The following is a 14,848-nucleotide window of genomic DNA, read 5'->3' as shown; positions in this document are numbered from 1 at the left end:
CTGCCGCACCGCCCGAGCCGCAAGGGGTATGCCGCACGATGTATATGTCATGGTCTTGTCAATCTCGCTTTCGCCGTCGCGCGCTGACGGCAGCCACCGGCCCTTCGCCGCCACGGACCGCTACGCACCGCACCACCTCGACAGTCCGGCCGGCCTCCAGGTGGGGCAGCCGGAACCGCTCACTCAAGGACAACGAGGTCCCCATGCGCAGACGTAGTTTCGACCGCGGACGTATGTCCGTGGTGCTCGCCGCCGTGGTTGCGGCCCTGGTCTCGTTGGCGGCGATGCTCGTCGCCAACCCGGCTCAGGCGGCCACCAGCGGCGCCTTGCGCGGTGTCGCCGCCGGCCGATGTCTCGATGTGCCGAACTCCAGCCAGACCGACGGCACGTACCTGCAGATCTGGGACTGCTCGGGCGGGACCAACCAGCAGTGGACAGCGACGGACAGCAACCAGCTGACCGTGTTCGGCAACAAGTGCCTCGATGTTCCGGGCCACGCCACCACGGCCGGTACCCGCGTGCAGATCTGGACCTGCAGCGGGGGTGCGAACCAGCAGTGGCGGGTGAACTCCGACGGTACGATCGTCGGCGTGGAGTCCGGACTGTGCCTGGACGTCACGGGCTCCGGTACGGCCAACGGCACGGCGGTGGAGATCTGGACGTGCAACGGCGCCGGCAACCAGAAGTGGACCGGCCTGTCCGGGACGACCCCGCCGGGCGGTGGCAACTGCACTCTGCCGTCCTCGTACCGGTGGACGTCGACGGGAGCGTTGGCGCAGCCGGCGAACGGGTGGGTCTCGCTGAAGGACTTCACCAACGTGACGTACAACGGCAAGCACCTGGTCTACGCGTCGAACGTGTCGGGATCGTCGTACGGCTCGATGGCGTTCGCTCCCTTCACGAACTGGTCCGACATGGCGTCGGCCCGCCAGACCGGCATGAGCCAGGCCACGGTGGCGCCCACGCTGTTCTACTTCGCGCCCAAGAACATCTGGGTGCTGGCCTACCAGTGGGGTGCGTGGCCCTTCATCTACCGCACGTCGAGCGACCCCACCAACCCCAACGGCTGGTCCGCACCTCAGCCCCTGTTCACCGGCAGCATCTCCGGCGCCGCCCCGATCGACCAGACCCTGATCGCCGACGACCAGAACATGTACCTGTTCTTCGCCGGTGACAACGGCAAGATCTACCGGGCGAGCATGCCGATCGGGAACTTCCCGGGCAACTTCGGATCGTCGTACACGACGGTCATGAGCGACACGGTGAAGAACCTGTTCGAAGCACCGGAGGTCTACAAGGTCCAGGGCCAGAACCAGTACCTGATGATCGTCGAGGCTCGGGGCGCGAACGAGCAGCGCTTCTTCCGCTCCTTCACGGCCTCCAGCCTGAACGGTTCGTGGACCCCGCAGGCCGCCACCGAGTCCAACCCCTTCGCGGGCAAGGCCAACAGCGGTGCCGGCTGGACCAACGACATCAGCCACGGTGACCTGGTCCGCAACAACCCCGACCAGACCAAGACCATCGACCCCTGCAACCTGCAGTTCCTCTACCAGGGCAAGTCCCCCAGCGCGAGCGGCCCCTACGACCAACTGCCGTGGCGGCCGGGCGTCCTCACCCTGCAACGCTGACCGTCGACCCATACTCATCGCGTCGAGGAACCCCAGCCGTGCGTCGGCTGGGGTTCCTTCGCAGGGCCGCCGATTGCGCTTCGCGTCGGGCCGAAGCCGGGGGCGCTGGAGGGCGCGGACTTCCACGAGTACATGAAGCTGGGCAGGACCTTCCCGGACGGCACCTGCAAGGGGCCGTCCAGCAAGCAGGTCGGCAACCTCGACTGCTCCGGCTGCACGCGAATCCCGCGCACGTCACGGCACGTCGCCGACTGCACGCGACGCCGGCTCCAGTGACGACGGGATCAAATGATCTGTGACACCGCTGTGACCGGAGGTGTGGGTTCCACCACAGCCACCAGGGCGTCCCCCTGGTGGGGTGGGCGGATGTCGACCGCCTCCCGTACTACACCCGCCGTCCTCGCCGCCGCCCTGCTGCTCGCCGCCTGCGGTTCTGAGAGCGCTTCGTCCGGAGGGGAGGTCGGAGAAGGTGACGGCGGTCCGGTCCGGGCCGAGGCACTGTGCCCGTCGGACGTCGCCCGGTACGGCAGCGCATCCTCGGAGCCGTCCGTTCGCCCCTCCGGCACGCCGACCGCGCTGCCCCTGCCCTCCGTGAACGGTGGGGCCGAGGACGGCGTCAAGATCACCGCGCTGTACGCCTGGGGCCTGGAGAGCGGCTGCGCGGGAGTCGACAACAGCGCGGACTTCGAGCTCACCAACCAGCAGACGGAGACCGCCACTTACACGCTGACCTTCGGGTTCCTCTCGCCCTCCGGAGGCGCGGTCGACAACGCGGAGCAGACCGTCGAGGCGGTCGGGCCGGGACGGACTGTCAAGGGCACCGTCGCCATGGGGGAGAGGGTCGGTGACGCCCCCGAGGTGACGGGAGTGAAGGTGATCAAGGTGCGGAGCGTTCCTCAAGCCGAGGCGTCGTCCGCCTCGGGAACGTGCCCGAAGTCGGGCATGCACCTTTACGCCGACGAGGGCGACGCGGCAATGGGGTTGCGCGCCGTCGGCCTGCACCTGGTCAACTGCGGTACCCGGCCCATTCGGCTCAACGGCTACCCGAGACTCACGATCCAGGACGAGGACCACCGCCCCGTGGACGGCGTACGGATTCTCCAGGGGACCGATCAGATCAGCACCGGTCTCGGAGGGGACAGGGGCCCCCAGCCGGTCGTCCTGCGTCCGGGTGAGGCTGCGGTGGCCGGGCTGGCCTGGCGCAACACCACCCAGGCCGGCGAACCGGTGAACGCGCCGTACGTCCGCGTCTGGGCCGAGCCCGCAGCCGATCCCGTGATGGTCGTGCCGGAACTCGACCTCGGGACGACCGGAAAGCTCGGCGTCGGTCCGTGGCGGAAGGACGAGACACACAGGGACTCCGCGGGCGGCACCGCGGCCGAGCGTCCGTGATCGCGCTCCTCGTCGTGATCGGGTGCGCGCTCGCCGTGTACTTCCTCGCGCATCCGCGTATCGCGTCCGGGCTCAAGGTGCTTCTCCTGACCGCGCCGCCGGTGGCCGGAGTCGTCTGGCTCCTGATCGAGGTGTACGAGAGGCGGTTCACCGCCGGGGTCGTCGTAGCGGTGTTCGTCGTCATACTGGTAGCGCTGATCGGGCTTCTCGCCCACCCCCGCCTGCCGACCTGGTCGAAGATGATCGTGTTCAGCACGGTTCCGGCGGCGGCGCTGACCTGGCTGCTGATCGTCACGGCGGACGACACGCTGAAGGACCCCGGCGAGGACCCGTGCTCCCGGTACTACGGCGGGGTCGGCGGCTCGAAGGCGTTTCCCCCGCAGGCGTACTGCCGCTACGAGGACGGCAGCACTCACGACCTCGCGACCGGCACCCAGTTCGTGTTCTGGGTCTGCTTCGCCATCAGTCTGGCGCTGCTGTCGCTCGGCCTGTGGCAGGCCGTACGGCACCCGAGGACGCTCGTGCGGCAGCTCCGCACCGAACTGGGCCCAGCCAGTCGGGGGACCCCATGACTGATCGAGATCCTCCGGGGTCGCGGCGACATCACTCCGTCGACTCCAGAATGCGGGCGAGTGTCCGGCGCCCCATTCTGCTCATCGTCGGATTGCTCTCGACGTAGTACCAGACCACACCCATCGCCTGTTGGAACGCCCATGCCTTGCCGCGCTCCCACTCCACGTCGTCACAGCCCAGCGTCCGCCGGAGCACGTCCCGCGGGCCTGGCCGCAACAGGTGCCAGGCGCTGACCAGATCCAGTGCGGGGTCGGCCGGGCCGAAGCCGCCGGTGTCGAGTACGCCGCCGAGCCGGTCTCCCGTGACCAGGACGTTGCCGGGAATCAGGTCACCATGGCTCATCACGTCGGCACCCGCGCGTGGCAACTCCCGGAGACGGCTCCACACTTGGCGCAGCCGGGGCACGTCGAGCAGCTCCTTGCTCTCCTCGAAGCACTTCGCCATCCAATCGTCGTGGTCGGCGAGAACGCCGCCACGACCCTCGCCGCTGAACATCCGCCCCCGCGTCTCGGCGCCCCGCAGGGCCGCGATGAAGGCCGCAAGGTCCTCGGCAAAGGCGTGCGACCCACTCGGGTCGGCGTCAGAGGCGACCGTTCCCGGCAGCCAGGTCTGGACCGACCACGGCATGGGGTAACCCGCTCCAGGCTTTCCCAGGGCGACGGGTGTGGGGGCGGGGAACCGAGACACCTGTGCCAGCTCCGCGCTCGCCTGGGCTTCCTGTTCCAGAACCGCCAGCGCCTCGGCGGCATCGACCAGACGGAGCGGGAAACGTGCGGAGAGGTCGTCCCCGATGCGGAAGATGGCGTTGACCGTCCCGGCCGACGACTGGGGCTGGATCGCCTTGCCGCTCCACTGAGGGAACTGTTCTTGGATCAAGGACGCAACGATTTCGGTGGTCACGTCCACTTGGTCATCGTGCATGGTCAATCTCGCGGGCCTTTCCAGTGGTCCCATGCGAAGCGCCGGATGCAGACCAAGGCTTCAACGGAGTCAGTAGTAGCCCTTTGTGCCATCCAGCAGCTCGCGGACGATGTCCGCGTGCCCCGCGTGCCGCCCCGTCTCCTCAATGAGATGGATCAGCATCCAGCGGAGGCCGGCGCTGCCGGAGCGGAAGCCGGTGTGGCGGCCGACGTCGTCAAGGGAGGCCGCGGCGACGATCGCGTTACTGCGGGCGCACTGGGCGTCGTACTCCGCTACGAGTTCGGCGACAGGGCGGCCTTCGGTGTGCCAGTCGGCGTCCTCGCGCGACTCGTCGAACGACGGGTTCTGCTTCTCGTCGCCGCCGAGGAACAGCACCTCGAGCCACGTGTGCTCGGTCCAGCGCATGTGGGAGATGAGACCGGCCATCGTCATGGCCGGCGAGGTCGGGATGACCGAGCGGTGCGCGTCGTCGTCGCTCAGCCCCTCGCATTTCCACCGAAGGATCTGCCGCTGCAGGTCCAACCATCCGATGAGCGCGGTGCGTTCGTCCGCCTGGAGCGGCGGGCGTGCCAGTTCCGATGCCATGTCGACGCACGCTACCGGGGGCGTGCACGGGAGGCACCTGGGTTTACGGGGTAGTTCGCCACCCTCGCGATCAAGAACGCTGCCGACGTGCGCCCGCTGGTCCCGCACCTACGCGCCCTCGTCGTCATCACGCAGGGAATGGATCATCCTCCGCAGGACCCGGAACGCCTCTGACTGCTCGGTATCATTCAGGCCTGCCAGCATTCTGGCCTCGACGGACCGCACGGCCGCGCTCGCCTTCCCGAGGCTTCGTCGGCCGCGAGACGTGAGCCGCGTGGGAAGCACCTTCCCGACGGGGGCCTCCGCAGGCCTGGTCACGTAGCCGTCTCGTTCCAGGGCCTGGAGCAGCACGTTCATCGTCTGCCGTGTCACGAACGCGCCCCGCGCCAGTTCGGAGTTGGACAAGCCCGGTCGTTGCGCCAGCAGTTCGAGGCAGGAGTAGTGCGTCACGCTCATCCCGAGCGGCCGCAGCACTTCCTCCATCGCCGCGCGGAGGGCGCTCGACGCTTCTTTGAGCAGGTAGCCCAGGGACGTCTCCAGGTCGACGCCGACACCTTCTTGACTCATGTCAGCATTCTGACATAGCTTCGTGCATGTCAGAAAACTGACAAGAAAACGAGGAGCGTCATCATGCCCGCCACCGGCCCCGACTTCATCTCGCTCCAAGTGCGCGACCTCGATGCTTCGCAGGCGTTCTACGAGCAGTACCTGGGCGTCGTCCGCTCGTCGGCCGGACCTCCGCACGCCGTCGTCTTCGAGACGAAGCCGATCGCGTTCGCGCTCCGCGACGTCCTTCCCGGCACCGACCTCGCATCCGTCGCGCAGCCCGGCATCGGAGTCGCGATCTGGCTCCACGCCACGGAGGTCCAGGCCATCCACGACGCGCTCGTCGCCGACGGTCACACCATCGTCTCCGCACCGATCGACGGCCCCTTCGGCCGGACCTTCACCTTCGCCGACCCGGACGGCTACCAGGTCACGCTCCACGACCGCGCCTGACCGACCGAGCCGTGTTGCTCGGTTCGGGCCGCGTCATCGCACGTCAGAAACCCGGCGACGTCGGCGGTCCTTCTCGGGATACTGGGCGTCCATGGATGAGGTCGAAGTCGTCGTCGCCCATTCCGAGCGCGCGACCCTGCGCGTCGGTGACGTGTTCGTGAAGGTGGACGCCGATCAGGCGCGCCTCGACGCCGAGGCCGAGGCGATGGCCCTCGCGCCGGTCCCGACCCCGGAGGTCCTGTGGCGCAAGCCGCACGTGCTCGCGATCGCCGCGCTCCCGGGGGCGACGCTCGGAAGCCTCGGCGGGCCGTCGACCGGGTCGCCGACGGCATGGGCCGTGGCGGGCGCCGCCATCCGGAAGTTGCACGACGCCCCGCTGCCGCCACGACCCGGCCAGGCCGGCCGGAGCGTCACCACGCTGGCGGCGGAACTCGACGACGAGTGCGAGCGGCTCGTGACGAACGGCATCCTGCCGGCGGACCTGGTCACCCGAAACCGCCAGGTCGCCGAGGCCGCGTTCCGGCCGTGGGCTCCGGCGTTCACTCACGGCGACCTGCAGATCGCGCACGTCTTCGTCGACGGCGACGAGGTCACGGGCATCATCGACTGGTCCGAGGCGGGCCAGGGTGATCCCTTGTACGACCTCGCCACCTTCACGCTCGGACACGAGGAGCGCCTGGCCGACGTCATCGCCGGCTACGGCACTGCCGTCGACCTCGACGTGATCCACGCGTGGTGGTCGTTGCGAAGCCTGCTGATAGTGCGCTGGCTGAGCGAGCACGGCTTCGACCCGTTCGCGCCGGGTTGCGAGGTCGACGTGCTGAGATCCCGCATGTGAGCTGCGCCCGGGCCGACCCGGCCCTGCTGCGAATGCGTTCTGACCGTGCACGTGGAGCAGCTTGGAATAGGCTCCATGTCGACGTGCCGGGGCCGAGTACCCCTGACCGGCTGCCCGGACATCGGCTTCAGCAGGAGGTAGTTGTGGCCCTGTCCCGGCACACGTATCAGGTTCTGCCTACCAGGCGGATGCAGGGGGCCGGTGTGCCCTGGCCGCATGACGTGCGCGTCGCGCTCCCTCCGTCGTACGAGCACGGTGACCGCGGCTATCCCGTCCTCTGGGTGACGGACGCGTCCCTCAGCTTCCCGCTCGCCGTCGGCCTGATGAACTGGCTCCACACCGTGCAGGAGGTCGCCGAGCTCATCGTGATCGGCGTCGGCGCTCCCGACGAGAGTGATCCCGCCGAGTTCGGTGCGCGTCGCACTCACGACTTCTATCCGATGCCGAGATGGGTCAACGCCGGGCTCGGTGGCGCGCGCATGGAAGCGCTGTCCAGCGAAGGGCCGACGGGCGGCGGCGGTGCCGATGCCATGCTGTCGTTCCTGGTCGACGACTTGCGCCCGCGGTTGGCGAGCGAGTTCCGGTTCGACGACGACCACGGTCTCGTGGGGTTCTCCGGCGGTGGACACTTCGTCGGCTTCGCTCTGCTCTCCCGGCCGGCGGCCTTCGGCCGCTATCTGGCCAGCAGCCCCGCCCTCAGCGGATGTGAGGATCTGCTGTTCACAATGGAGGCCGACTACGCCGCGACCCACGACGACCTGGCGGCGAGGGTGTTCCTCGGTGCGGGCGAGGCGGAGCTCGCCGATCCTTTCGTGGCCGCGGCCGACATCGTCGGGTCGATGACCCGCATGGCGCAGCTGCTGCGGCTGCGTGACTACCCCTCCCTGGAACTCACCGCCCGCCTGTACCCCAGGCAGACCCACGGATCGGCGCTGTCGTACGCGTTGAACGAGGGCCTTCGCACGCTGTACCCCTCCACGGACCGAAACCCTTCTTAGATCTCGGTCTTCCCTGTGGCCGGTGGGGGCCGTCAGCTCTTGGGCGTGAGAGTGCTTCCGGGGCGGAGCGTGCCGTCCTCGTCGAGGTCGTTCGACGGCGCCCGCCCGGCGACACGGATCCATGAGGCGGTGACCGCCGACGTTCGCCGCGCTGCCCAGCTCCTCGACGCCGGCCTCGCCTCCTTCGAAGGTGCCGCTCCGACCGGCTGACGTGCTTCACAGTTGCTCGCTGTGGGCCTTCGCAGCTGGAGGCGACAACCTTTCGGGCACGGTACGGGGGGAGTCAGCCACAGCACAGAGTCCCGAGGGGGCCGGCAGGCGCGGGCCGGGAGCCCCTGGAGGGGGGCGGTGGGGTACGCGGGCGGGCGATGGCGGGTCGGCCGGGCGATCGGATGGTTCCCGGCCATCAAGCCGCCGGTCGCCGACCGGCACGTGCGGCTGGACACGACGGGACTGCGCGGTGCGGTGGGCCGCTCCGGGCCTCGACGCCGACGGATCCGAAGCCGACGCTGCAGGCCGTAGGGCGCTCGCGGCGGCGGCGAGCGGCGCGGTCGCCGCGACGACCATCGGCGCCCTCCAGGCCACGGCGACATCGGCTTCACTCGCCTCTTCAATCCTCGCCGCCTGCTGGGTTTCTTTGTGAGACCAACCGTATGCTGCCGCCATGAGGCGCACATCCTTCGCACACTGGCCCTGCTCGATCGCCCGCACCATGGACCTGCTCGGCGACTGGTGGACGCCGCTGGTGCTGCGGGAGGCCTTCTACGGGATCAAGCGGTTCGACGGGTTCCAGGAGTCGCTCGGCATCGCACGCAACACGCTGACCGATCGCTTGCGGCGGCTTGTCGACGAAGGGCTGCTGGAGAAGCGGCCCTACCAGACAGAGCCGGTGCGCCACGACTACGTCCTCACCGAGAAGGGGCGCGACTTCTACGGCGTGCTGCTGGCGATGAACCGGTGGGGGGACAGGTGGCTGGCCGGTGAGGCGGGTCCGCCCGTGACGAGTTACCACGACGTCTGCGGCCAGGAGAGTCACGCCGAGGTGGTGTGCGCCGCCTGCGGCGAGCCCATGACCGCCGAGAACACCCATCCCAGGATGGGGCCTGGCTATCCGCCGCGCCTGGCCGAGCGACCGGACGTGAAGGAGCGGTTCGCCGGCTGACCGGCAGGTCCGACCGAAGTGCCGCACACGCTTGACAAGTGAGTCCATCTACACAACTTTGGTGGTCAGGCCTGGTTCTGGGTCTGCCTACTGATGGAGGAGGCCGGGCGTGGAGTGGACGGGCGCGTGCTACGCGGACAAGCCGACGGTGGAGGTGTCGATCTGGATCGCTGCCCCGCCCGAGCGGGTGTGGGAGCTGGTGTCCGACATCGAGTTGATGCCTCGCCTGAGCTCCGAGTTGGAGTCGGTGGAGTGGCTGGACAGAGGAAAGGGGCCTGTGCCGGGGGCCCGCTTTGTGGGCCGGAGCAGGCATGAGGCGTTCGGCGAGTGGGCCACGACCTCCCACATCGTCGAGTACGAGCCCCTGAAGGTGTTCGCGTGGGCGGTGGAGGATCCGCAGTTCCCGTCGGCGATCTGGCGGTTCACGCTGGAGCCGCGGGACGGTGGCACGCTGCTGCGGCAGTGGATGCAGATGGGGCCGGGCCGTTCGGGCCTGTCCGTCGCCATCGACCGTATGCCGGAGAAGGAGCAGAAGATCGTCTTCGTGCGCATGCGCGAGTTCGAGAGCAACATCGGCATCACGCTCGCGGCGATCAAGAAGCTGGCGGAAGAGCCCGGAAAGGCGCGTGTGTGATGCGTACGTCCACCACCATCGAGGCTTCCGCGAACTGGCCGGAGACGGTCGACTTCGTCGTGGAGGCGGAGAAACTCGGCATGGACATCTGCTGGGTCGCGGAGGCCTGGGGAGCGGAGGCGCCGTCGCCGCTGGGCTACCTCGCCGCCAAGACCGAGCGCATGCTGCTCGGTTCCGCCATCATTCAGCTCGCCACCCGTACGCCGATGGCCATCGCCCGGGCCGCGATCACGCTGTCCAACCTCTCCGAGGGTCGCTTCCTGCTGGGGCTGGGCCCGTCGGGACCGCAGGTGATCGAAGGTCTGCACGGGGTGCCGTTCGCCCGGCCGCTGTCCCGGATGCGCGAGACGGTCGAGATCGTGCGTCAGGCCGCGTCGGGCGAGAAAGTCTCCTACTCCGGGAGGGAGTTCCAGATCCCGCTGCCCGGCGGGGAGGGCAAGCCCATGCGTCTGGCGATGCGTGCGGAGCACGACCTCCCGATCCACCTGGCGACGCTCTCGCCGAAGATGCTGCGTCTGACAGGGGAGATCGCGGACGGCTGGCTCGGCACGAGCTTCGTTCCCGAGGGTGCCAAGGAGGCGTACTTCGACCACCTGGACGCGGGGCTCGCCGCTTCGGGACGTTCGCGTGCCGACCTCGACATCTGCCAGGGCGCTGAGGTGGCGTTCGCCGAGGACGCGGACGCGTTGCGGGTGATGGTGGCCGGCCGTAAGAAGGAGCTGGCGTTCAGTCTCGGCGGTATGGGCTCCGAGACGACGAACTTCTACAACAACGCCTACAGCCGCCAGGGTTGGGCCGAGGTCGCGGCCGAGGTCCGGGAGCGCTGGCAGGCCGGGGACCGGGATGGCGCGGCCGGTCTGGTCACCGACGACATGGTGCTGGCCACCACGCTGATCGGCACCGAGGACATGGTGCGGGAACGGCTGCGCGTATGGCGCGATGCCGGCGTCGACATCATCCGCTTCTACCCCGCGGGCGAGACGCTGGACGCGCGGCTCACCACCCTCGGCCGGGCCATCGACCTGGTCCGCGAGATCGAGGGCGAGACGGCACGCCGGCAGCCCGTTGACGGGCGCTGAGTCGAGCGTGAGTTCTGTGCAGCGACCAGAAGAGCGGTACGGTGCGAGTGTGGCCCTGCGGCATCCCCCGTCCGCAGGGCCACACCGCTGTTCGCGCACCGCAGAGTTCCTGAGGGCGCAGTCCCGGCAGCTCCGGCTCAGGTGTCAGATGCTGTTGTCCTTCGCCCGACGCCGTCCTCCCCGGGGGGCTCCGGCGGGGCCGGGCTGAGCGGGTCGTCGATCAGGCCCCCCATTCGATGCGTCTCGTCGAACGGATCTACTGCCATCTCAGGCGCCGCCTGGGTCAGCGCCTTCAGCGCGGGCACGAGTCCGGCCCGCGCCTCGGCGGGCAACTTCTCGACGAGCGTACGGATCCCGGTCCGCCGGTGCGCCAGGACCCGCGCCACGAGGTCCCGGCCGGACGGGGTGAGACGCAGGATGACTTCACGCCGGTTGTCAGGGTTGCTCCTGCGGCCGATGTGCCCGGCGGACTCAAGGCGTCCCACCATGCGCAGGGCGGTGGAGGGGGTGACTCTCAAAGTCGTGGCCAGAGCGGCGAGCTTCACCGGTCCGCAGGTGTCCAGTACCACGAGGGCGCGGAGCTGGGGCAGAGTGGGGGATTCGCCGGTGGAGGCGAGAGCGCGTGCGGAGATCGCTACGAGCAGCAACCTTGACGCAGACATGACCGCCATGGTGACCGCCTCGGCCTCCCGGTCGAGTTCCGAACGGGCAGGCGATTCGCCCGAGGGTCGCGGGGGAGGGGAGTCCTGGCGCGTCATCGCTGTCCGTTCCGCTCTCCGTCAAGTAATTCCAGGGTCTCTGCGGGCTGGTGTGTGGGCCTGTGTGGGCCCCAGATCATTGCGGAATGCAATGGTGGGTACCCGCGGGTCGGAGGCTCGCCGAGAGGCTCACGACCAGCCCAAGGAATGGTTTTCCCGATGACTCGTACATCGCGACATGGCAGCCGCGGCCCGAGCGGCGGGCGGCCGGCGTCGGTCGACGTGGTGGAACTGGAGGCCGCGCTGCGAGACGCGGTCGACGGCGAGGTCCGCTTCGACGCGGGCAGCAGAGGGGCGTACGCCACGGACGGCTCCAACTACCGTCAGGTACCCCTGGGCGTGGTGATTCCGCGCAGTGTGGACGCGGCCGTACGGGCGCTGGAGGTGTGCCGGCGGTTCAGGGCCCCGGTGCTCTCCCGGGGCGGCGGCACCAGCCTGGCGGGACAGGGGACCAACACCGCTGTCGTGATCGACTGGACCAAGTACAGCCACGCGTTGGTCTCCGTGGACCCCGACGCCCGCACCTGCGTGGTGGAGCCCGGAATCGTCCTGGACGAGCTCAACCGGCAGCTGTCGGGCCACCGTCTCCAGTTCGGGCCGAAGCCGTCCACGCACAGCCACTGCTCCCTGGGCGGCATGATCGGCAACAACTCGTGCGGGTCGTCGGCGCAGGCGTACGGCAAGACCGTGGACAACGTGCGCCGACTGGAGATCCTCACCTACGACGGCACCCGCATGTGGGTCGGGCCGACGGACGCGGGGGAGCGCGAGCGGGTCGTGGCCGAGGGCGGTCGCCGGGCCGAGATCCACACCGGCCTGGAGCGGATCGTCGCCGACTACCTGGCCGACATCCGGCAGGGCTACCCCAAGATCCCGCGCCGGGTCTCCGGCTACAACCTGGACTCCCTGCTGCCGGAGAACGGCTTCGACCTGGCCAAGGCCCTGGTCGGCAGCGAGGGCACCCTGGTGACGGTGCTGCGCGCCGAACTCGACCTCGTGCCGGTACCGGCCTGCCAGGCACTGCTGGTCCTCGGCTACGAAGACATCTGCCGCGCCGCCGACGACGTACCCGAACTCCTGCGGCACTGCTCGCCCGGCCAACTGGAAGCACTCGACGGCCGGATGGCGCAGCTCATGCGCGAGGAAGGCGCCTACCTCGACTCTCTCGACGCCCTCCCGGACGGCGACAGCTGGCTGATGCTCCAGTTCGTCGGCGACAGCCAGGACGACGTGGACGAGCAGGCGCACGCGCTGCTGCGCGCCCTGGGCCGCGGTGAGAAGGAGGCCACGGTGGCCTTCTCCGACGATCCGGAGCGCGAGCAGAAGATGCTCAGGGCCCGCGAGGCCGGGCTCGGAGTGACCGCGCGCCCGCCGGACGACCGGGAGACCTGGGAGGGATGGGAGGACTCCGCCGTACCGCCGGAGCGGCTGGGGGACTACCTGCGGGATCTTAAGCAGCTGTTCGCCGAGTTCGACTACGACCACCCGTCCCTGTACGGGCACTTCGGACAGGGCTGTGTGCACACCCGTATCCCGTTCGGGCTGAAGACCGCCGAAGGCGTCGCCGACTTCCGTCGCTTCCTGGAGCGCGCCGCCGACCTCGTGGCCTCCTACGGGGGCTCCCTGTCCGGCGAGCACGGGGACGGGCAGGCCCGCGGCGAACTGCTCACCCGTATGTTCGGTGAACGGCTCGTGACCGCGTTCGGCGAGGTGAAGGCCCTCTTCGACCCGGACAACCTGATGAACCCGGGCAAGGTCGTCGACCCCAACCCCGTCGACGGACAGCTGCGGCTCGGCCCCGCGTGGCGGCCGACCGTCTCCGACACGCACTTCGGGTACCCGGACGACGACCGCTCCTTCACCCGGGCGGTCATGCGCTGTGTCGGCATCGGCAACTGCCGCGGCCACCAGGGCGGCGTCATGTGCCCCTCCTACCGGGCCACGAAGGAGGAGGAGCACTCCACCCGCGGGCGCTCCCGCCTGCTGTTCGAGATGCTCGACGGACACGCCGACTCGGCCGTCACCGACGGCTGGCGCTCGACCGAGGTCCGCGACGCCCTCGACCTGTGCCTGGCCTGCAAGGGCTGCAAGTCCGACTGCCCGACGGGCGTCGACATGGCGACGTACAAAGCCGAGTTCCTGGCCCACCACTACCAGGGCCGCCCGCGGCCCGCGGCGCACTACTCCATGGGCTGGCTGCCGCTGTGGGCCCGCCTGTCACGGATCGCCCCGTCGCTGGTCAACAGCCTGCTGCAAGCCCCAGGACTGGCCCGCGTCGGCAAGTGGGTGGCCGGCGTGGACGACGCCCGGCAGGCACCGCTGTTCGCACCGCAGTCGTTCCTGGAGTGGTGGCGGGACCGGGGCGGTGACCAGCCGGATCCCGCCGACCCGCGCACCGTGGTGGTCTGGCCCGACACGTTCAGCACCTACTTCCATCCCTCGATCGCGATCTCGGCCGTACGCGTCCTGGAGGACGCCGGTTTCCGCGTCGCCGTGCCCACGGACGCCGTGTGCTGCGGACTGACCTGGATCTCCACCGGGCAGCTGACCGTCGCCAAGAAGGTCCTGCGCCGCACGCTCGACGTGCTGCGCCCCTACATCGAGGCCGGGACCCCGGTCATCGGGCTCGAACCGTCCTGCACCGCCGTGTTCCGCGCCGACGCGCCCGAGCTGATGCCCGACGAGCAGGACGTGCGGCGTCTGGCCGGCCAGTTCCGCACGTTGGCCGAACACCTCGTGCACCACGCGCCGAAGGACTGGCAGCCACCCGCGCTGACCCGGCAGGCCATGGTGCAGACCCACTGCCACCAGCACGCGATCATGAAGGACGACGCCGACCGTGAACTGATGCGCCGCGCCCACCTCGACGCCGACGTGCTGGACGAGGGCTGCTGCGGTCTGGCCGGGAACTTCGGTTTCGAGCGCGGCCACCACGAGGTCTCCATGGCCGTCGCCGAACAGGGCGTCCTGCCGGCGGTGCGCGCGGCGGCCCCCGACAGTCTGCTCCTCGCCGACGGCTTCAGCTGCCGTACCCAGATCGAACAGGGCGACACCGGCCGCCGGGCCCTGCACCTGGCCGAGGCACTGGCCCTGGGCCTCGACGGGAACCTGCCGAGCGAGCACCCCGAACGCCTGGCCCGCAGGCCGTCCGGGCCATCGCGAACCGCGCGCTGGGCGATCACCGCGGGCGCGGCCGTCCTGACGGCCGCCGCTGTCGCCGTGGCAGCCCGCAGCGCCGCACGAAGCCTCCGACGCCAGCCGTGACGCCACCAACCCCGCAA

General features: G+C 69.6%; 16 protein-coding genes. 12 read left to right on the top strand and 4 right to left on the bottom strand.

The genetic code is table 11. The features are described 5' to 3' along the window. Nucleotides 1-203: 203 nt before the first annotated feature. The 4 genes from RKD20_RS01805 (at nucleotide 204) to RKD20_RS01790 (ending at nucleotide 3,592) form a co-directional block, all read left to right on the top strand. A complete protein-coding gene (locus RKD20_RS01805; protein ID WP_424876053.1) occupies nucleotides 204-1,628 on the top strand; it encodes a non-reducing end alpha-L-arabinofuranosidase family hydrolase in 1,425 nt (474 codons plus the stop codon). 132 nt (nucleotides 1,629-1,760) lie between these two features. After that, on the top strand, nucleotides 1,761-1,904 hold the full coding sequence (locus RKD20_RS01800) for a hypothetical protein (protein ID WP_424876052.1): 144 nt from the start codon (nucleotides 1,761-1,763) through the stop codon (nucleotides 1,902-1,904). A 90-nt stretch (nucleotides 1,905-1,994) separates the two neighbouring features. After that, complete coding sequence (locus tag RKD20_RS01795) at nucleotides 1,995-3,020, top strand: DUF4232 domain-containing protein (RefSeq protein ID WP_424876051.1); 1,026 nt, start codon at nucleotides 1,995-1,997, stop codon at nucleotides 3,018-3,020. After that, a complete protein-coding gene (locus tag RKD20_RS01790; protein ID WP_424876050.1) occupies nucleotides 3,017-3,592 on the top strand; it encodes a hypothetical protein in 576 nt (191 codons plus the stop codon). The genes RKD20_RS01795 and RKD20_RS01790 overlap by 4 nt, the downstream gene beginning before the upstream one ends. A gap of 31 nt (nucleotides 3,593-3,623) precedes the next feature. Here the strand turns inward: RKD20_RS01790 and RKD20_RS01785 are convergent, their stop codons facing one another. The 3 genes from RKD20_RS01785 to RKD20_RS01775 form a co-directional block, all read right to left on the bottom strand. Beyond that, nucleotides 3,624-4,514: an aminoglycoside phosphotransferase family protein gene (locus RKD20_RS01785; protein ID WP_424876049.1), complete on the bottom strand. Its 891-nt coding sequence runs from the start codon at nucleotides 4,512-4,514 to the stop codon at nucleotides 3,624-3,626. A 69-nt stretch (nucleotides 4,515-4,583) separates the two neighbouring features. Continuing rightward, on the bottom strand, nucleotides 4,584-5,099 hold the full coding sequence (locus RKD20_RS01780) for a DinB family protein (RefSeq protein ID WP_424876048.1): 516 nt from the start codon (nucleotides 5,097-5,099) through the stop codon (nucleotides 4,584-4,586). Between the two features lie 108 nt (nucleotides 5,100-5,207). Further along, complete coding sequence (locus tag RKD20_RS01775; protein ID WP_424876047.1) at nucleotides 5,208-5,666, bottom strand: MarR family winged helix-turn-helix transcriptional regulator; 459 nt, start codon at nucleotides 5,664-5,666, stop codon at nucleotides 5,208-5,210. A 63-nt stretch (nucleotides 5,667-5,729) separates the two neighbouring features. Here RKD20_RS01775 and RKD20_RS01770 point away from each other — a divergent pair, with 63 nt between their 5' ends. The 7 genes from RKD20_RS01770 (at nucleotide 5,730) to RKD20_RS01740 (ending at nucleotide 10,809) form a co-directional block, all read left to right on the top strand. After that, nucleotides 5,730-6,098, top strand: coding sequence for a VOC family protein (locus RKD20_RS01770; protein ID WP_424876046.1), 369 nt, complete (start codon nucleotides 5,730-5,732; stop codon nucleotides 6,096-6,098). Between the two features lie 91 nt (nucleotides 6,099-6,189). Continuing rightward, nucleotides 6,190-6,936: a phosphotransferase family protein gene (locus RKD20_RS01765; RefSeq protein WP_424876045.1), complete on the top strand. Its 747-nt coding sequence runs from the start codon at nucleotides 6,190-6,192 to the stop codon at nucleotides 6,934-6,936. A gap of 203 nt (nucleotides 6,937-7,139) precedes the next feature. Further along, nucleotides 7,140-7,934, top strand: coding sequence for an alpha/beta hydrolase (locus RKD20_RS01760; RefSeq protein WP_424876044.1), 795 nt, complete (start codon nucleotides 7,140-7,142; stop codon nucleotides 7,932-7,934). A 45-nt stretch (nucleotides 7,935-7,979) separates the two neighbouring features. Then, nucleotides 7,980-8,144, top strand: a complete 165-nt coding sequence (locus tag RKD20_RS01755) for a hypothetical protein (RefSeq protein ID WP_424876043.1) — start codon at nucleotides 7,980-7,982, stop codon at nucleotides 8,142-8,144. A 454-nt stretch (nucleotides 8,145-8,598) separates the two neighbouring features. Further along, nucleotides 8,599-9,096, top strand: a complete 498-nt coding sequence (locus RKD20_RS01750) for a winged helix-turn-helix transcriptional regulator (protein ID WP_007379427.1) — start codon at nucleotides 8,599-8,601, stop codon at nucleotides 9,094-9,096. Nucleotides 9,097-9,205: 109 nt separating this feature from the next. After that, nucleotides 9,206-9,730 (top strand): SRPBCC family protein, encoded by a 525-nt coding sequence (locus RKD20_RS01745; RefSeq protein WP_424876042.1) that lies wholly within the window; start codon nucleotides 9,206-9,208, stop codon nucleotides 9,728-9,730. Continuing rightward, the gene (locus RKD20_RS01740; RefSeq protein ID WP_424876041.1) at nucleotides 9,730-10,809 is read left to right on the top strand and encodes an LLM class flavin-dependent oxidoreductase; all 1,080 of its coding nucleotides are present in this window, start codon (nucleotides 9,730-9,732) and stop codon (nucleotides 10,807-10,809) included. Before RKD20_RS01745 ends, RKD20_RS01740 begins: the two co-directional genes overlap by 1 nt. 137 nt (nucleotides 10,810-10,946) lie before the next feature. On the opposite strand, the gene RKD20_RS01735 is transcribed toward RKD20_RS01740, so the two are convergent. Then, entirely contained in the window at nucleotides 10,947-11,480 is a 534-nt protein-coding gene (locus RKD20_RS01735; RefSeq protein WP_424876040.1) for a MarR family winged helix-turn-helix transcriptional regulator, read from the bottom strand. A 246-nt stretch (nucleotides 11,481-11,726) separates the two neighbouring features. Between RKD20_RS01735 and RKD20_RS01730 the strand changes: the two genes are divergently transcribed. Further along, a complete protein-coding gene (locus tag RKD20_RS01730) occupies nucleotides 11,727-14,831 on the top strand; it encodes an FAD-binding and (Fe-S)-binding domain-containing protein (RefSeq protein WP_424876039.1) in 3,105 nt (1,034 codons plus the stop codon). The last annotated feature ends 17 nt before the right edge of the window (nucleotides 14,832-14,848 follow it).

Origin of the sequence: Streptomyces sp. SLBN-8D4, assembly GCF_049739545.1 — a bacterium.
Classification (GTDB): Bacteria; Actinomycetota; Actinomycetes; order Streptomycetales; family Streptomycetaceae; genus Streptomyces; species Streptomyces canus_C.
Note: the sequence above shows the minus strand (reverse complement) of the source record. Positions and strands in the feature narration are given on the sequence as shown.